The sequence below is a fragment of the Adhaeribacter sp. genome, from assembly GCF_057359045.1.
The window spans coordinates 1-16997 of sequence record NZ_JBMQUD010000051.1; the positions used below are offsets into that span (position 1 = coordinate 1).

Here is a 16997-nt window from a genome sequence, read left to right on the forward strand (position 1 = left end):
ATTTACCTTGTTAGGCAACACTTACTGAATAATAGAAGCATAAAAGATAAGTTAAAAGCAGTTTGATACTCCGCCGGTTTACGGAATATTCATGTATTTGTGCGTTTGCAGCGAAATTTGCCATTGCGGATGCGTTTTCACGTATTCAATAATTAAGGGAAGCATCTGGGCGTGCCGGCTCCACTCGGGCTGCAGAAAGAGCCTGGTACCCGGTTTTACCGCTTGGGCATAAGATTCGGCCCAGGTAAAATCACTCTGATTAAAAACAATTACTTTAAGCTCGTGGGCCTGGGTTAATATTTCCGGAACCGGGCTTTTAAATTTTTTAGGCGATAAACAAACCCAATCAATTTGTCCGGATAACGGGTAAGCGCCCGATGTTTCAATATTAATCGTAAACCCAGCGGCTTTTAGCTTAGCAGTTAGCGGGGCTAAGTTGTAAATAAATGGTTCACCGCCGGTAATCACCACCAACCTGCCCGGGTAAGCTAATGCACCGGCAACAATATCGTCCAGCGAAAGTAACGGGTGCTGTTCTGCATCCCAGGATTCTTTTACATCGCACCAGTGGCAACCTACATCGCAACCCGCTAAACGAATAAAGTAAGCCGCATGCCCAGAATAGAAGCCTTCGCCCTGTATGGTGTAAAAAGCCTCCATTACCGGCAAAAAGCTTCCATCCGGCGGCACCGTGCTGATAGATGCTAAAGGTATTTCTTTTATATTTTCCAATTATAGTCTAAGCATAAACTTCTTTTTTGGCTGATTTTAAAGTATTCAGCAACAAAGAAGCAATTGTCATGGGACCAACGCCTCCCGGAACCGGGGTAATGTAGCTGCACTTAGGTGCCACTTCATCAAATTTTACGTCGCCTTTTAGTTTAAAGCCCGATTTGGTAACATCACTCTTTACCCGGGTAGTTCCCACATCTATCACTACGGCACCTTCTTTTACCATATCGGCGGTAACAAATTCGGGTTTACCTAGGGCAGCCACAATAATATCGGCTTGTAAGCAAATTTCTTTTAAGTTATGGGTATGGCTGTGGGTTATGGTAACGGTACAGTTGCCGGGATAAGCGCTTTTGGCTAATAAAATACTTACCGGCGAGCCCACAATATGGCTACGGCCAATAACCACACAATGCTTGCCCTTGGTTTCTATCTGGTAGCGTTTAAGTAGTTCCAGAATACCGGCCGGAGTAGCCGGTAAATACGCCGGTAAGTTGGCTACCATGCGGCCTACGTTTACCGGATGAAAACCATCTACATCTTTTTGCGGAGCAACGGCTTCCGTAACTTTATCCGACGAAATATGTTTGGGCAAAGGCAACTGTACAATTAAGCCATCAATGTCAGGATCGTTGTTGATTTCGGCTACTTTGCGCAAAAGTTCTTCTTCGGTAACGGTGTCTTCGTAACGAATTAAAGTAGATTTAAAACCTACTTTTTCACAGGCCAGTACTTTGTTATTTACGTAAGTAATACTCCCGCCGTCGTTGCCTACTAATATGGCTGCCAGGTGAGGTATTTTATCGCCGCTGGCTTTTAATTTTTCTACTTCTGCCGCAATTTCTTCTTTAATCTGGTCTGATATTTTTTTACCGTCGATGAGTTCCACTTGTTAATAATAAATTAGGGATGAAGAATAAGGAATATTTAAGTAAAAAATCCATGGGCTTGTTGCTGCCCATGGATTTTTGATATTAATCTAGCTTTAAAACGGCCAGGAAAGCTTCTTGGGGAATTTCTACGTTACCCACCTGGCGCATACGTTTTTTACCTTTTTTCTGCTTTTCCAGGAGCTTCCGCTTCCGCGAAATATCACCGCCGTAACACTTAGCCAATACGTTTTTGCGAAGTGCCGAAATAGTCTCGCGGGAAATAATTTTCTGTCCGATAGCGGCCTGAATGGCTATTTCGAACATTTGGCGCGGTAATAATTCTTTTAATTTTTCGCACAGGCGGCGACCCCATTCGTACGCTTTTTCGCGGTGCACAATGGCGCTCAGAGCATCAACCTTTTCGCCGTTGAGCATAATGTCTAATTTTACCAGATGCGAAGTGCGGAAACCAATTAATTCGTAATCGAGCGAAGCGTATCCCCGGGAAATAGTTTTTAATTTATCGAAAAAATCGAACACAATTTCGGCCAGAGGCATTTCAAAAACCATTTCAACCCGTTCGGAGGTTAAATAATTCTGATTTTTAATTACGCCCCGTTTATCCATACAGAGTGAAATAATGGCACCCACGTAATCAGATTTAGTAATAATCTGGGCTTTAATAAATGGCTCTTCTATGCGGTCGATGTAATTGGGCTCAGGCATATCTGAGGGCGCATTTACCGTAATCTCGTCGCCTTTGGTAGAAAAAACCCTGAACTGCACACTCGGCACAGTAGTAATTACCGTCATGTCGAACTCGCGCTCCAGGCGTTCCTGCACAATTTCCATGTGCAACATCCCTAAAAACCCGCACCGGAAACCAAAACCCAAGGCAACGGAACTTTCGGGCTCCCAAACCAACGATGCGTCGTTTAATTGCAGTTTTTCCATGGCCCCGCGCAGCTCTTCAAACTCGCTGGTTTCTACGGGATAAATACCGGCAAATACCATAGGTTTTACTTCTTCAAACCCTTGTATAGATTCTTGAGTCGGGTTTTCTACGGTGGTAATGGTATCGCCTACTTTTACTTCTTTGGCGTTTTTAATACCCGAAATCAGGTAACCCACATTACCAGCCTGCATTTCGTCGCGCGGTTCCTGGTTTAATTTAAGCACGCCTATTTCATCGGCATTATACACTTTACCGGTGTTTACAAATTTTACTTTGTCGCCTTTTTTCAGGGTGCCGTTCATAATCCGGAAATACACCTCAATACCGCGGTAAGAGTTAAAAACCGAATCGAAAATTAAAGCCTGTAGCGGCGCGTCCGGATTGCCTTTAGGGGCCGGAATGCGTTCGCAAATGGCATTTAATATTTCTTCAATACCAATTCCCGCTTTACCCGAAGCATGAATAATATCGCTCTTGTCGCAGCCTATTAAGTCGATAATTTCGTCGGAAACTTCTTCCGGCATGGCGTGCGGCAGGTCTATTTTATTTAGAACCGGAATAATTTCCAGGTCGTTGCCAATGGCTAAATATAAGTTTGAAATGGTTTGGGCCTCAATACCCTGAGAAGAATCTACGATGAGCAACGCGCCTTCGCAAGCCGCAATTGAACGGGATACTTCGTAAGAAAAGTCGACGTGGCCCGGCGTGTCAATCAGGTTTAAAACATAATCCTCTCCTTTGTAGTGGTAATTCATCTGGATGGCGTGGCTCTTGGTTGTAATACCCCGCTCCCGCTCCAAATCCATGTTATCGAGCAACTGGTCTTGCATTTCCCGCTCCGCTACCGTAGAGGTAAATTCCAATAAACGGTCGGCCAGTGTGCTTTTACCGTGATCTATATGCGCTATAATACAAAAATTACGAATGTTCTTCATATAAGCTTTTAACGAAATACAAAGGTAAGAATTATGCTTATATTAAACGTATTAAAAAATAAAGCGCCCCATTTATTGCCCAATATTTATCTGCTTTTTAAAGCTGGATTTTAGAAAATTTCCATTAGAACTCTTCTGAAAATGTTGTTTTCCGGCAGAAAGTGGTATAGGTTCTTGCTTTAGATCCCAGGTCAGCCATTCTGGACAGAAATAAATTAAAAAAAATTTAATTCCGGCTGTACAAGCACGGTACAAGCGCGTATAAAGCGCTACTATCTGTTTAATATAGATTGGAAATGGAGCAGCAGGAAAATAGACACAACGGCCACATGGCCAAAATTGTAGAGCGGAATATTAACGCTTTATTAAATCGACAGCAGGAAGAAGCCCGCCACAAAACTACCGCCGACCGCATTGCTGATCTGGTAACCAGCTTTACCGGCAGTATGGCCTTTGTTTATATCCATTTATGTCTTTTTGGCTTATGGATAATTTTAAATCTGGGTTGGTTAGGTATTAAGCCATTCGACCCTTCTTTTGTTGTTTTGGCTATGTTTGCGTCGGTAGAAGCAATTTTCCTGTCGACGTTTGTTTTGATAAGTCAGAACCGTATGGCAACTCAAGCCGATAAACGGGCCAATTTGGATTTGCAGGTAAGTTTATTATCGGAACATGAAATTACCCGCCTGGTTACGTTGGTAAGTGCAATTGCTAAAAAGTTAAATATTGAAGAAGCCCACAATCCGGAGCTGGTAGAATTAGAGAAAGACGTACATCCGGAAAAGGTTTTAGATACAATGGAGCAGCACGAAAATACCATGCAAAAAGAAGCTTAAGATTAAAGGAACAAGTGAACTGCGGTCGCCCTGAAACACTTGCAAAAAGTCTCAATCTACTTATATAAAAATTAACGAGTAAATCTGGTTTAGGTGAATTTCTGTTCTTCCTCAAATTTAGGGGTTCAGAAAATTTTTTTTCTTGGGTTAAATAGCGAATGACCAAGATAACTCAAATGTTACTCCTCAGAATATGGCCTGATACATATTAAGTTGCGCAGCGCTGTTAAACCAATAAGTATTTTTGAATAAAATCAATGTATGAACAAGCTATTCACATTAACGTTAAAGTGCTTTTATCCCGAATCAGAGTGGTTAAAATAAATTAAAAAGAGCTAAATTTCTTTTTCACAGAGTAATTTAAGCAAAACACCATTGGTCCAGCCAAAGCCATCTTGCAAAGCATATTCGCCGCCACCCGCCGGAGCTTGGGGTTCTTCAACATTGTATTTTTCAACCAGTTTACCAGTAGCTTTATAGATTTCGATATTTAACTGAATCCAGCGGTCTTTAATGCGGTTGGCCAACCCAATGTAGCCGTAATGCCGCAACCCTTGTATAGCCAGCCACTGCAAAGCGGCCCAGCCATTGGGAGCATCCCATTGTTCATGCGTATGGTTAAGGGTAGTAACCAGGCCTCCTGGTTTTAAAAAATCACTATCCAGTTTTAAAGCCACGCACTCGGCTTGTTTGGGTAAGGCTATGTGAAAAAAGAGCGGATATACGGCCGCCAAAGTCAAGGCTGTGGTATGGTGATTGGTTTTAAAATCATAATCCATAAAAAAATGCTGCTTGGCACTCCAGCAATATTTATGAATAGCTCGTTTTCTCCTGGTGGCTTTATCCCGAAAATATTCCATTTGGCTATTATCCCCATCCATTTCTGCAATGCCCGCCAACGTAAATTCCATATTATACATCAGGCAATTTAAATCTACCGGAATCAAATCGCAGGTACGAATGGTTTCCATAGTTTTGCCGTCGGCAAACCAGCGACTACTAAAATCCCAGCCCGATTCGGCGCCGGCCCGGATGTGGCGGAATAATTCTTCGGGTTCTTGCGGACTAAAACGGGCGGCAGCCACATCTTCTATGTAAGATTCGGGGCGGGGCGCAGCGCAATCGTCGTAATACCGGTTTAAGATGCAACCATCGGGTAGCCGCACCACCCGCCGGTATGCCGGGTTTTCTGCCGTTAAGGTTTCCGCCCCATCCATCCAGAAATCGTATTCTTTTTTTAAGGCCGGGCCGTAGGTCCGCCAAACACTGTCGCCTTTTATTTCACTTAATAATTTAAGCATAAGGGCATAACAAGGTGGCTGCGAACGCGAATTATAATAGCTGCGATTGCCGTTAGGAATGTGTCCGACCGTATAAATCAGGTAAGTAAAATTATCGACCATTTGCTCAATCAGCTCATGTTCGCCGCTTTCCTGCAGACCCAACATGGTAAAATAGCTATCCCAATAATATATTTCGCGAAACCGGCCTCCCGGCACAATGTACGGGTGCGGTAAATGAATGCGCGAACTATAATCGTTTACGGCCGGCCGGGTAAGAATGGGCCAGAGTTTATTTATATGTTCAGTAATGGGCAAATCCGAATCAGAAGTAAAATTATTAGCAGGTTCGGCTGGCAGCTTAAAGTTTTGCAATACAAAAGCTTTCAAATCAAAATCGGGATTATCTTTTTGAGCTTCGTAGGCTTCCATAATTAATTCCGGAGCCAAAACCGGTATACAGTCCGGAAAAGTTTTAGAATCCTTGAATATTCCTTTGATCTGTACCGCTTTAAAAAGTTCGCCAAATTGTTCTTCTGGCCTTATTTGTTCGTTATCGGCTAAATATTGCAACAAAAACATTAACAAAAGAGAAACACCCAATGCCCAAGTGCCAGAATCAGTAAATGCAATATGGGCCGGAAGTGTTAACAGCAGGTTGCCAAACATATTAATTAAGGATTAATAAATTTTGGATTGTTGTACGGCTATAAACCAAGGAAGTAAAGTAATATTTTTCTTTAAATTTAATAGCCAGTGGTTTTCAGCTTGTTACTTTATACTATTAACTATAAAATAATGAGGTTTTAAGCCATTGAGTAAGCAATATCGTTTATTGGTGCATTTGCTTATAACAGCTGCTGAATAAATATTTTATAATCAGGTTTAAAAAAATAAGTTGGCCAAAAAACTTCAGCCAACTTTAAAAAACATCTCAATTATAATTGTATCAATTACCGGCCGCGGGCCTCAAGGGGCAAGTCTTCTAGTTGGGCATAACTGAGTTTCCAGGTATTATCGCTCCCTTTTTTCCATAACAGCATAAAATTGCCTTCGCCAAATGCCTGCGGCTCTTCAGGACTTTGGGGCATTACATCTACCGAAAAAGTACCTGCTTCGTAGGCCATTTGGTTATCTGTTCCGGAGCTAACTACATTGGTCTTTAAATCGCTGATGGTATTAGAGGTTGCTTTTACCCATTTATCAGCTACTTCGGCCTTGCCTTTAAAATGGGTTTCGCCTTGTAAAAAATGGACATCTTCGGCCAGAAAAGAAATTACCTTTTCTGTGTCTTTATTATTCCAGGCGCTTATAAATTCTTTGTTTAAATCCGATACACTTACGGTTTCGGCGGCCGGTTTATTACAGCCCATTACGGCTAAACTCAAAAGCAAAGCAAAACTGCTTACTCTTAAAAACCGGGCGTATGTTTGCATGTTCGTTTTCATAATTTTTTTAGGATTGGTAGGATTGAGTTTTAACCTGGTTTTCCGGGTTATCGGGTAAGTTACCAGTAGCACCAGTTTTTTGTATAACCCGTAACCCGGACCACTCCAGCGGAGCCAGCCCGGGTTACGGCAAAATTATTTACCAGCTTTTCCTTCTGACTTCAGAGGTATGATACGGTTTAGAGGTATCGCCGTAGTCGTGGTTAGGTAAATAACCGGCGTTTAAAATTTGCTGCATGGGGTTAGCGGCGTTGCTGGCCACTAAGGCACCGGGAGCAGCGGCAAAACCTTGCGCGGTATTGGCAACCGGCTGGGCTTTTTCCGGACTGCTTTGTTTAGTAGTACGTGAGGCAACTTTGGTAGAAGCAGCTCGGTTAGCTGCAGCGGCTCTTTCGGCGGCGGCCCGGTTGGCAGCAGCTACGCGGGCGGCTTCTTTATTTTTATTGTCTTTGTGCTTACCAATGGCATAACCAGCCGCACCACCGGCCACCCCACCAACAACACCCCCTACCACACGATTACGTTTATGTATAATAGCACCGGCTGCAGCACCCGTACCAGCACCTATAACGGTACCTTTAGCTTGCGGACTCCACTGGGCCACGCTGTTGTGGTTAAAAGTTATCGTAAAAAACATAACCAACGATAATATTAAACTTAACTTTTTCATAACCATAAATTTTATAGTTTCAGATATTACTCATTACTAATTTGTCAATTTGCAAGCATCATGCCACAACAAATTTTTTAGAAACATTAGCCTTCTACTATATAAACATTTATAAGGTTTGGTTCTGGCTAAATATTTTTTGTATTTACCTAAAAAAACGGTTACACAAGCTCTAAAGCTATTTTTTACCTTAAGTTATTTTGAATGGGCATACAGAATTTATTTTGTTAAAGCCAGCTTGTAACCCAACACAGAAAATTTTACAAGTCTGCTATTTATTACTAAAACCGGCTATTTACCCTTACTGGCTTGGTTATTTTGTAGAAGCAAAACCGTTTTTGTTACTTTAGCCTTTGTTTAACTACAAAAGGCACTAAACCTACCAACTACCAAAATAAATTTATGAGCCAGATAATTATACATAATTTAGAAAGCTTTCAGGCCTACGAAGGCCAGGAACTAGGCACATCGGCGTACCACACAATTACCCAGGAGCAAATAAATAAATTTGCCGAGGCTACGCTCGATTTCCAGTGGATACACCTCGATGCGGAAAAAGCCAAAACCGAATCGCCGTTTGGCCATACTATTGCCCACGGGTATTTAACGGTATCGCTGTTGCCTTTTTTGTGGAACCAGATTGTAGAAATCCAAAACCTGAAAATGCAGGTAAATTATGAAATTGAAAATTTGCGGTTTAACCAAGCGGTAGCCGTAAATAGCCAGGTGCGCTTAAAAGCCAACTTGCTTTCCATTAAAAATTTAAGGGGTATTGCCAAAGCCCAAATTCAAGTAACTTTAGAAATCAAAGATAATCCCAAACCTGCCTACACCGGAATAATAACCTTTTTATACCATTTCCATCCGGAAGCATAATAGATATAATTTAAAGCCTTTACGCTTAAAGCGCACTAAATGCAATCTTAAATTTTGGTAAACGCTGGAATATAAAACCCGAATTAATTATTTACCGATTACTAATAATTGATTCGGGTTTTATATAATTTATTCATCTATTCTAATATTTCCAGGGAGGTTAGTTTTTCCAGTTTTCTCACATTTGCTACGGTTAAGTTAACCGAAGCAGCTTTTATATTTCTTCGATAACCGGAATACGCAAGCTATTAGAACCCTGGTGTAAAAGCCGCCCAGAGCAATTTGGTGAGTCGGGTTAACAATATGTGTCTAGAACCGTAGAGGGCTTGGCTCCAAACACCAAGAATAGCTCGAACCCAATTAAAGCTACCTTACCGATGAAAATATTTAAATGCACCCACTGCGGGCAAATGTTGTATTTTGAAAACAGCTATTGCGAAAAGTGCGGGTATACATTAGGGTTTGAGGCCGCAAGCTTGCAGTTATTGCCGCTTTTGAAAATGGGCGAAAATACCTACTGGACTTACGACGACCAGGATACCCATTTATACCGCTATTGCTACAACCACCAGTATAACGTGTGCAATTGGCTAGTACCCGAACACCAGGAATCGCCGTTTTGCCTGGCTTGTTCTTTAAACCGCACTATTCCGGATTTAAGCCAAGCCGAGTACAAAGCACGCTGGCATACATTAGAGACGGCTAAACACCGGTTAATTTATACCTTGCTGCGCTTAAAATTACCTGTAATAAGTAAGGCGACAAATCCCGAAAAAGGATTAACTTTTGATTTTATGGCCGATGAACCGGTCTATGGTAATCAGCGGGTACTTACCGGGCATGCCAATGGCTTAATTACCATAAATATTGCCGAAGCCGATGACTTAAAACGCGAAATGGCGCGGCGGGCCATGGAAGAAGTTTACCGGACCGTACTGGGCCATTTCCGGCACGAAGTAGGCCATTATTACTGGGAAAGATTAATATTTGAAACTGAAAACCTGGCTGCCTTCCGGCAAATATTCGGCGATGAAACCCAGGATTATAGCCAGGCTTTAAAAAGGCATTACGAACAAGGGCCTCCACCTAATTGGGATTTAAGTTACATTAGTGCCTACGCTACCGCGCATCCCTGGGAAGATTGGGCCGAAACCTGGGCCCATTATTTACATATTATTGACACTCTGGAAACAGCTTACGCGTTTGGTTTAAGCGTGCGGCCCGGCATTGCCGAACCCGTTATGCTTTCGGCCGAAATAAGACAAGACCCGTACGAACTGCAGAATTTTAAAGATATGCTTAATTTATGGCTACCGCTTACTTTTGCCATGAACAGCTTAAACCGCAGCATGGGCCTACCCGACCCTTACCCGTTTGTTATCCGGCCCAAAGTAGTTGAAAAGCTAAGTTTTATACATGATGTGGTTTTTGCCGCAAAAAACAAAAAAATAGCTTAGCAACATTTTCCCAACCTTTTACTTACTTAGCTAAACAAAATATTGTAACCGTCAGCCATTTTCGTTAGCACCGGCAATTACAATCTCCTCCCTAATTTCATTTTCCAACTCAACTTCGTTGGTGTTAGTTGCGGTGGCCGGCGGCATAAACGGCAACACCGCGGTTAAGGCTGATTTTAAATTTTGCAAAGCCGCTTTCTTATTATCTGGCAAGGGCTCCTGGCTTAAAGCTAGTTCAGTTTGCGCCATTAATTGCGAAATGGAGGTGTGATTTAACGTTATGGGTAATTGAGGCTCGGTCATAAACTTCTACGTTCTTTCTTATACTTGTAAACCGGTATACGAAATTTCTAAAATCTCAGGCCAATAAACTTGGCAAAATCAAAATTTTCTTATGCGCCATTTTTATTTTATATCTAATTACCAAAATAACTCAGTAGCAGCTAATTTTGACTAATATACAACTTGGTGCTTTATGCTACATAAATAAATTACAAGATTCAAATACATTATCCTGTATTTAATTCTATAAATACCTTTCTTGCATTAGCAATAATTTAATATTTTATAACAATCATTATTTCTACCGAGCACCTAAAGCATTCATTCTGCTGGATTTTGAATACATATAAAAGAAAAAGGCCCCGCTCTTTTTATAAGCTGGGCCCCTCGTATTAAGGTTGATAAAATCAAATTATTTAGCCGCAACCATGTTAAACAGTTTAAGTTCTTCAACCGGACCGTATTGTACCGTCTGGATAGTCCGACCACGTTTTTTCAGATGAATTTCTACTGGCGCCATGGTTTTGGTCATTTCCGAAGAAATTACTTTTCCGTAAAAAGCCAAAGCTTCTTCGGCAGCACCTTTATCAAACTGGTGCCGCAACTCGTGCCGGTTTACCGGAAAACCCGGTATGAGCTGGTAATTTGTGCAAACTACTTCGTACTTAGGCAAAAAAGTTTTAATAACGTTTGTAAATAATTTCTTCATGGTATTTTTATATTTTATTTGCTTGAACTAAGAATTATTGCTCTGTTTTAAATTCTAGGTAAATTAATAATTTAATAATTTCCCAAACAAATATTTTTATATAATTTTTTTTATTTTTTCGAAATACTCGGATTTAAGCTGTATAAAATAAATCCATAATTACCCTAAATAAAATAAATACTTATACTTAACCAGAAATGAATAAAGTAGTGGTTAAACAGCTTTAATATTGAGAATCAGGGCACAATCACCGGCTATTTCGCTTAGGTTAAATAAAAACTTAGTACTTGTAAGTATAATCATGTTTGGTAATGGTCTGATTTACTTTATAATTGATAACAATTTCTTGATTTAACTTTTCGAAATAAATTCTTCGTTTAATTTAATTTGTTAACTAAATTGAAGAATCAAAGGAAGCTGACACACTAGAGGATGGTACATACAGGTTTATTACACGCTATTCCGGTTAATGAAACATTGCGGCTGGAAAAGTTGAATGGTTATAATATTCTGGATAGTCAGCCCGAAACAGCTTTTAATAATATTGCCTTGCGTGCCGCTGAGCATTTTAACACCCCTATTGCCCTTATTTCTTTAGTAGATAAATACCGGGTTTGGTACAAAAGCAGTGTAGGGCTAGAAAATATAACCGAGGTTCCGCGGCACGATAGCTTATGTTCGCTGGTAGTACTGCAAGAAGAAGTTACTTTAATTTACGATGCTTTAAAAGAGCCTTGCTTACTATCTAACCCATTTGTAGCCAGCGATTTTGGCTTAAGGTTTTATGCCGGTGCTCCCATTAAAACGCCGGATGGTTTCCGGATAGGAGCCGTTTGCATTATCGACAAAACACCACGTCCATTTACCTCCGATGATCAAAAAACATTAGAAGCTTTTGCCAGCGAGGCCATGACTGAAATAAAACGTCGGCTCTGTACCTAATAATTTTACTTATTTAATGCATAACTACTCAGCCCGACAAACAGGTTATACTTTTTGTTTTTTTAAACACTTTTGATGTACACGAACGTATTAAGGTTAATTTCTAAATTGTCTTTTTAGTTTTGTAAACCCTTTACAGGGTGCGCCAAGCAGGTATTCCGTTTTAGAATTGCCCGCAACAGCGTTTTTATTTATTTAAAGGATTGGTATTGCAGGCTTAAACTTCATTAAACTTCTTTATATGTCTTTAAATTTTGAGGATTACCAAACCAAAGCCAATACCTGGCTGCACAAGGTTTCTGAACATTTAGGCGTACCCGATCGCAACCAGGCCGGCCGCATATTCCGGGCGGTGCTGCATGCCCTCCGGGACCGGTTACCAGCCGGCGAAGCGGCGCATTTAGGGGCCCAATTGCCTATTATCTGGAAAGGCATTTACTACGACGGCTACCGGCCCGATCATCATCCCGAGAAAATCAGGCACGAAGATCAATGGCTGGAGTTTATCCGCTCCAAAGATGTATTGTCCGAAACAAAAGATCTTAAAACGCTGGAGTCGGCCAAAATAGCTTTTGAAGGCGTAATGCAGGCTTTGCACGAATTATTATCGCCGGGCCAATACGATAAACTGGAAAATGCCTTGCACCGCGAAATTAAACCCGAAGTCATAAATCATCAAATCTAGTATACATTAAAATAAAAAAGCCGCTTATAAATGATAAGCGGCTTTTTTTATAAACTTAAATATTACCAGAGCCTGATGCGATCGGCTGGTTTGCGGTACAGCTTATCGCCGGGTTGTACATTAAAGGCTTCGTACCAGGCATCCATGTTAACGGGTGCGCCAATGGTGCGGTATTCGCCGGGCGAGTGTGGATCGGTTAATATTAACTGAGCGGCACTTTCGGGTAAAATATTGCCTCGCCAAACCTGGGCCCACGATAAAAAGAAACGTTGATCCGGCGTAAAACCATCAATTTTTTCGTTCGATTTGCCTTGTTTGGTCATTTTAAAGGCTTCGTAAGCGGCGTTTAAACCACCCAAGTCACCAATATTTTCGCCTAAAGTAAGTTTACCGTTTACATGAATGGTATCTAATACCGTATAGGCATCGTATTGTTTTTGCAAGGCCGTTGCTTTTTCTTTAAACCGCGCTAAATCTTCTGGAGTCCACCAGTTGCGCAGGGTGCCATCTTTGTCGTACTGGCTACCAGAATCGTCGAAACCGTGCGATATTTCGTGACCGATTACCGCACCTATTCCGCCGTAATTCACGGCATCATCGGCGTTGGGGTCAAAGAACGGAAACTGCAAAATACCAGCCGGGAAAACAATCTCGTTCATAACAGGGCTGTAGTAGGCATTAACAGTGGGCGGTGTCATGCCCCATTTGGTGCGGTCTACTGGTTTACCCAATTGGCCAATCATGTCGTTGTAAGCCCAAACGCCGGCATTGCGCACATTCTGGAAATAAGTTTTACGGTTAATTTGTAAACCTTCGTAATTTTTCCATTTATCGGGGTAACCTACTTTGGGCCGGAAAGCATGCAGCTTAGCCAAAGCTTTTTCTTTGGTAACCGGGCTCATCCAATCCAAATTTTTAATCCGTATTTCGTAAGCTTTAACCAGGTTGCCAATTAGCTCTTCCATGCGGGCTTTTGCCTCAGGCTTAAAATACTTTTGCACGTACAATTGTCCCAGCAATTCGCCAATGGTATTGTCGGTTAACGACGACATGCGCTGCCAACGCGGCGTTTGTACCCGCTGGCCGGTTATGGCTTGGGTAAACGCAAAGTTCGCTTCAACAAAAGGCGTACTCAGGTACGGGGCCGAAGATTTTAAAATATTCCACTGCAAATACGTTTTCCAGTCGGCAACCGGGGTAGCCGTTAATAAATTATTAAAATCTGCAAAAAACTGCGGCGAGTTAACCAATAGCGTATCCTGACCCGCTACTTTGAGTTTTCCTAAATAATCTTTCCAGTTAACTTGGCTGGTAGTTTTAGAAAATTCGGCTACGGCAAACTTATTGTAAGTTTTGTATGGGTCGCGCATTTCTACCCGGCTCATTTGCGAGGCCGCCATTTTTTTCTCCAAGTTAAAAATGGTCTCGGCATTTTTCTCAGCTGCAGCCTGCGGTACACCGGTTAAGGTAAATAATTTGGTAATGTACGTTTTGTAAGCACCTTGAATTTTAGTGCTGCGGGCATCATTCTTTAAATAATAATCGCGGTCGGGCAAAGTGGTTCCGCCCTGGCTCAGTTGTGGCACCATTTTGTTCGGGTTCTTCCGGTCCTGGCCCACATAAAAACCAAAAAACGGCGAAGCAATACCCGAGGTCCGCAAATTAGCTGCGTGCGTTAATATGCCATTCAGGTCTTTAATGGAATTTACTTTTTGTAAATCGGCTTTAATAGGTGTATAGCCTAATTTATCAATAGCTACACTGTCCATACCGGCCGCATAAAAATCGCCGACACGTTTTTCTACAGAACCGGAAGCGGCATTTTTGTTCTGAGCAGCATCGTTCAAGATACCTTTAACCGCATTAATGTTAAAATCGCGTAAAACATTAAAGCTGCCCCACCGCGTTTCTTTGGCCGGCACCGGGTTGTTTTTGATCCAGTTGCCGCTGGCGTACTGGTAAAAATCATTGCCGGGCTTTACGCTTACATCCATATTATTTTTATCGATGAAAGGCGTTTTACCGGTTGGTTGCATCGCCATCTGGGCCGAAGCTTCGAGGTTATACAGAGCCGCAGCACCGAGAAATAAAAATTTAACTTTGTTTTTAAGACCAAACACCTTATTGCCGGCGGGCAATGGCTGCTTGCATCTTCTAACTTTTAAACTCATGTTTGATTGGGTAATTGAAAATGATAAAAACGATGAAGGAATAAATTATAATAACTGCAAATTTAAGTTATTCACCCGAGAATTTCAGGGGGTAATTTCATTCAGACACTTAACATGCATTATCCTGTAATTATTCCCTTTAACCCAGATTATTTTTTTCCCTTCCCAAAGCAAGCATTCAGATTATATTAATCGCTTTTATTGCGGTTTACTAATGCATAAAACCACTGCTTTAATTATTTATAAAAATGCAGCCGCAATCGGTTGTTTACCGTAAGCCAATTATCTGATAAAAACCTAACGAACAAAACCATGTCTTTTAGTTCTGACCGACCCGAAGATTTAATGATTGATGCTGCCCGTAAAGGCAATGTTTCTTTATTAAGAGAATTGCTGCAGGAAGGTGTAAATGTAAATTACCAGGATGGTCGCGGCTTTACGCCATTAATTGTAGCGGCTTACGATGGGCACCTGAAAGCAACGCAATTTTTGCTGCAAGCCGGTGCCGACACTAATTTCCAGGATTATAGCGGTAATACGGCTTTAATGGGCGTTTCTTTTAAAGGTTATCCCGAAATCGGTCAATTATTAATTAATAACGGAGCCGATTTAAATATGCAGAATGGCAACGGCGGTACGGCTCTAATGTTTGCCGTAATATTTGGCCGCAATAATATGGCCAAGCTCCTGTTGGCGCACAATGCCAATGCCACTATCCAGGATAAACGCGGCCTTTCGGCTTTAGATTTGGCTTACCAGCAAGGCAATGACGAGGCCATTAAATTATTAACGGAACAGAACCCGGCGTAAATTTCAGGCTCTTTTAACCCGGAACTTAACTCTTTTTTGATCTTTAGCGGGCAGCCCTCATAATTATGCGGAGAACAGCAAGCTTTCGGTTTGGTGGCAACTTAAACGATTTCTTGCGGAAACACCAGCGCCATAAACCTATACTTTATTCTTTTGAGTTTGCGCCGGCCGTGAAAGATGCCATTGAGGCTTTGGGTATACCCCACCCCGAAGTGGCACTAATATGCATCAACCATAAACCCGCAGATTTTTACCAGCCTTTGCAAAACCAGGATGTGGTAGAAGTTTTTCCGCAGCACATGGCTGAAGACATACCACCTGCGTATGCTTTACGACCGGCTCTGCCGCCCCAACCCTCGTTTGTACTGGATGTACACCTGGGCAAACTAGCTAAATCTTTACGCTTGCTGGGGTTCGATACCGCTTACCAGAATAATTATACCGATGAAACAATTGCTAAAATTGCGGCCGCAGAGCACCGCATTGTTTTAACCCGCGATGTAGGTTTATTAAAGCAAAAAATTATTCAATGGGGTTATTGGCTACGTGCTTCTCACCCACCCGACCAGCTCAAAGAAGTATTAACGTATTTTTCGTTGGTACAAAGTTGTCGGCCGCTTACCCGCTGTTTGGCGTGCAATGGCTTAATCAGGGCCGTAGAAAAAGATGAGGTTTTGGCACAACTGCCGCCTAAAACCAAAATTTATTTCGAGGAGTTTTACCGGTGCCCCAATTGCCAGCGCATCTACTGGAAAGGCTCTCATTACGAGCACATGTTATCTGAAATTGCTAAAATATTACCCTCCGCTTACTAATGGCACCAAATAATATATTTGTATGCCACTCCCATTATTAAACTACTTACCGGAGAAAAATTAAGAAGCATTATTTAAATAAAATGGTGCGAATATTATTTACCTTTTAGAAGGAAATAATAAATTAATTTAATATAACTCTTCGTTATACCTCGGCGTAAAAAATTCGTTATAAGTACTTTAAAAGAAAAAAATATTATCTCCGCCCTAAACAATTTAAAGAAATAAAATCTAAATTATGCAATTAGTTTTAACCCAATAAAGGCTTTTAGTTATGAGCAACCGACTTGTACTCTGCCTATTTTTATATTGTTTTGTTGTTTTTAAAGTTTCGGGCACCGAATTATTTGTGCCCATGGACGAATCGCAGAAAAATCACCTGAAAGCGTACGGGGTGGCTTATTGGGTGCTGCAGCAACAACAGGAAGTAGACTGGCTGCTCAACTACCGGGGCGGCAGCTTTGCTTTTAAGCATTTACCGGCTTTAGAAAGTGAGTTGGTAGCCCGTGGGGTAAGTTACAG

16 protein-coding genes and 1 pseudogene are annotated in these 16997 nt (G+C 41.6%); 8 read left to right on the forward strand and 9 right to left on the reverse strand.

Annotated elements, in window-relative coordinates; all coding sequences use genetic code 11:
• Positions 1-78: 78 nt before the first annotated feature.
• From ACO1R6_RS09120 to lepA, 3 genes are all read right to left on the reverse strand, one after another.
• Complete coding sequence (locus tag ACO1R6_RS09120; protein WP_486264090.1) at positions 79-732, reverse strand: 7-carboxy-7-deazaguanine synthase QueE; 654 nt, start codon at positions 730-732, stop codon at positions 79-81.
• A gap of 7 nt (positions 733-739) precedes the next feature.
• Positions 740-1621 carry a bifunctional 5,10-methylenetetrahydrofolate dehydrogenase/5,10-methenyltetrahydrofolate cyclohydrolase gene (locus ACO1R6_RS09125; protein ID WP_486264092.1) on the reverse strand — a complete coding sequence of 294 codons (882 nt, stop codon included), beginning with the start codon at positions 1619-1621 and terminating at the stop codon, positions 740-742.
• An 85-nt stretch (positions 1622-1706) separates the two neighbouring features.
• Positions 1707-3494, reverse strand: a complete 1788-nt coding sequence (lepA, locus tag ACO1R6_RS09130; RefSeq protein ID WP_486264094.1) for a translation elongation factor 4 — start codon at positions 3492-3494, stop codon at positions 1707-1709.
• Between the two features lie 296 nt (positions 3495-3790).
• Here lepA and ACO1R6_RS09135 point away from each other — a divergent pair, with 296 nt between their 5' ends.
• Positions 3791-4330 carry a DUF1003 domain-containing protein gene (locus ACO1R6_RS09135; RefSeq protein WP_486264095.1) on the forward strand — a complete coding sequence of 180 codons (540 nt, stop codon included), beginning with the start codon at positions 3791-3793 and terminating at the stop codon, positions 4328-4330.
• Positions 4331-4665: 335 nt separating this feature from the next.
• On the opposite strand, the gene treF is transcribed toward ACO1R6_RS09135, so the two are convergent.
• The 3 genes from treF to ACO1R6_RS09150 all read right to left on the reverse strand — a co-directional run bounded on the left by treF (position 4666) and on the right by ACO1R6_RS09150 (position 7728).
• A complete protein-coding gene (gene treF, locus ACO1R6_RS09140) occupies positions 4666-6279 on the reverse strand; it encodes an alpha,alpha-trehalase TreF (RefSeq protein ID WP_486264097.1) in 1614 nt (537 codons plus the stop codon).
• Between the two features lie 284 nt (positions 6280-6563).
• Positions 6564-7058, reverse strand: coding sequence for a YybH family protein (locus ACO1R6_RS09145; protein ID WP_486264099.1), 495 nt, complete (start codon positions 7056-7058; stop codon positions 6564-6566).
• Positions 7059-7197: 139 nt separating this feature from the next.
• Positions 7198-7728: a glycine zipper domain-containing protein gene (locus ACO1R6_RS09150; protein WP_486264100.1), complete on the reverse strand. Its 531-nt coding sequence runs from the start codon at positions 7726-7728 to the stop codon at positions 7198-7200.
• A gap of 402 nt (positions 7729-8130) precedes the next feature.
• Here ACO1R6_RS09150 and ACO1R6_RS09155 point away from each other — a divergent pair, with 402 nt between their 5' ends.
• The gene (locus ACO1R6_RS09155) at positions 8131-8604 is read left to right on the forward strand and encodes a MaoC family dehydratase (RefSeq protein WP_486264102.1); all 474 of its coding nucleotides are present in this window, start codon (positions 8131-8133) and stop codon (positions 8602-8604) included.
• A gap of 377 nt (positions 8605-8981) precedes the next feature.
• Positions 8982-10061 carry a zinc-binding metallopeptidase family protein gene (locus ACO1R6_RS09160; RefSeq protein ID WP_486264104.1) on the forward strand — a complete coding sequence of 360 codons (1080 nt, stop codon included), beginning with the start codon at positions 8982-8984 and terminating at the stop codon, positions 10059-10061.
• Positions 10062-10112: 51 nt separating this feature from the next.
• On the opposite strand, the gene ACO1R6_RS09165 is transcribed toward ACO1R6_RS09160, so the two are convergent.
• Both ACO1R6_RS09165 and ACO1R6_RS09170 read right to left on the reverse strand, forming a co-directional pair.
• Entirely contained in the window at positions 10113-10364 is a 252-nt protein-coding gene (locus ACO1R6_RS09165) for a hypothetical protein (protein ID WP_486264105.1), read from the reverse strand.
• A 391-nt stretch (positions 10365-10755) separates the two neighbouring features.
• Positions 10756-11052 carry a hypothetical protein gene (locus tag ACO1R6_RS09170; RefSeq protein ID WP_486264107.1) on the reverse strand — a complete coding sequence of 99 codons (297 nt, stop codon included), beginning with the start codon at positions 11050-11052 and terminating at the stop codon, positions 10756-10758.
• Between the two features lie 432 nt (positions 11053-11484).
• Between ACO1R6_RS09170 and ACO1R6_RS09175 the strand changes: the two genes are divergently transcribed.
• Together ACO1R6_RS09175 and ACO1R6_RS09180 are read left to right on the forward strand one after the other, a co-directional pair.
• The gene (locus tag ACO1R6_RS09175) at positions 11485-11994 is read left to right on the forward strand and encodes a GAF domain-containing protein (RefSeq protein ID WP_486264108.1); all 510 of its coding nucleotides are present in this window, start codon (positions 11485-11487) and stop codon (positions 11992-11994) included.
• A 241-nt stretch (positions 11995-12235) separates the two neighbouring features.
• On the forward strand, positions 12236-12679 hold the full coding sequence (locus ACO1R6_RS09180) for a DUF2267 domain-containing protein (protein WP_486264110.1): 444 nt from the start codon (positions 12236-12238) through the stop codon (positions 12677-12679).
• Between the two features lie 62 nt (positions 12680-12741).
• Here the strand turns inward: ACO1R6_RS09180 and ACO1R6_RS09185 are convergent, their stop codons facing one another.
• Entirely contained in the window at positions 12742-14850 is a 2109-nt protein-coding gene (locus tag ACO1R6_RS09185; RefSeq protein ID WP_486264112.1) for a M13 family metallopeptidase, read from the reverse strand.
• A 312-nt stretch (positions 14851-15162) separates the two neighbouring features.
• Between ACO1R6_RS09185 and ACO1R6_RS09190 the strand changes: the two genes are divergently transcribed.
• The 3 genes and pseudogenes from ACO1R6_RS09190 to ACO1R6_RS09200 all read left to right on the forward strand — a co-directional run.
• On the forward strand, positions 15163-15660 hold the full coding sequence (locus tag ACO1R6_RS09190) for an ankyrin repeat domain-containing protein (RefSeq protein ID WP_486264114.1): 498 nt from the start codon (positions 15163-15165) through the stop codon (positions 15658-15660).
• Between the two features lie 65 nt (positions 15661-15725).
• The gene (locus ACO1R6_RS09195) at positions 15726-16475 is read left to right on the forward strand and encodes a Mut7-C RNAse domain-containing protein (RefSeq protein ID WP_486264116.1); all 750 of its coding nucleotides are present in this window, start codon (positions 15726-15728) and stop codon (positions 16473-16475) included.
• A 274-nt stretch (positions 16476-16749) separates the two neighbouring features.
• Positions 16750-16997 (forward strand): annotated as a pseudogene (locus ACO1R6_RS09200) (asparagine synthetase B); the annotation flags it as partial.

Bases quoted from the DNA above. Each gene is read 5' to 3' on its own strand.
- lepA (WP_486264094.1), bottom strand. From the start codon at position 3,494: ATGAAGAACATTCGTAATTTTTGTATTATAGCGCATATAGATCACGGT.
- ACO1R6_RS09135 (WP_486264095.1), top strand. From the start codon at position 3,791: ATGGAGCAGCAGGAAAATAGACACAACGGCCACATGGCCAAAATTGTA.
- treF (WP_486264097.1), bottom strand. From the start codon at position 6,279: ATGTTTGGCAACCTGCTGTTAACACTTCCGGCCCATATTGCATTTACT.
- ACO1R6_RS09145 (WP_486264099.1), bottom strand. From the start codon at position 7,058: ATGAAAACGAACATGCAAACATACGCCCGGTTTTTAAGAGTAAGCAGT.
- ACO1R6_RS09150 (WP_486264100.1), bottom strand. From the start codon at position 7,728: ATGAAAAAGTTAAGTTTAATATTATCGTTGGTTATGTTTTTTACGATA.
- ACO1R6_RS09155 (WP_486264102.1), top strand. From the start codon at position 8,131: ATGAGCCAGATAATTATACATAATTTAGAAAGCTTTCAGGCCTACGAA.
- ACO1R6_RS09160 (WP_486264104.1), top strand. From the start codon at position 8,982: ATGAAAATATTTAAATGCACCCACTGCGGGCAAATGTTGTATTTTGAA.
- ACO1R6_RS09165 (WP_486264105.1), bottom strand. From the start codon at position 10,364: ATGACCGAGCCTCAATTACCCATAACGTTAAATCACACCTCCATTTCG.
- ACO1R6_RS09170 (WP_486264107.1), bottom strand. From the start codon at position 11,052: ATGAAGAAATTATTTACAAACGTTATTAAAACTTTTTTGCCTAAGTAC.
- ACO1R6_RS09175 (WP_486264108.1), top strand. From the start codon at position 11,485: ATGGTACATACAGGTTTATTACACGCTATTCCGGTTAATGAAACATTG.
- ACO1R6_RS09180 (WP_486264110.1), top strand. From the start codon at position 12,236: ATGTCTTTAAATTTTGAGGATTACCAAACCAAAGCCAATACCTGGCTG.
- ACO1R6_RS09185 (WP_486264112.1), bottom strand. From the start codon at position 14,850: ATGAGTTTAAAAGTTAGAAGATGCAAGCAGCCATTGCCCGCCGGCAAT.
- ACO1R6_RS09190 (WP_486264114.1), top strand. From the start codon at position 15,163: ATGTCTTTTAGTTCTGACCGACCCGAAGATTTAATGATTGATGCTGCC.
- ACO1R6_RS09195 (WP_486264116.1), top strand. From the start codon at position 15,726: ATGCGGAGAACAGCAAGCTTTCGGTTTGGTGGCAACTTAAACGATTTC.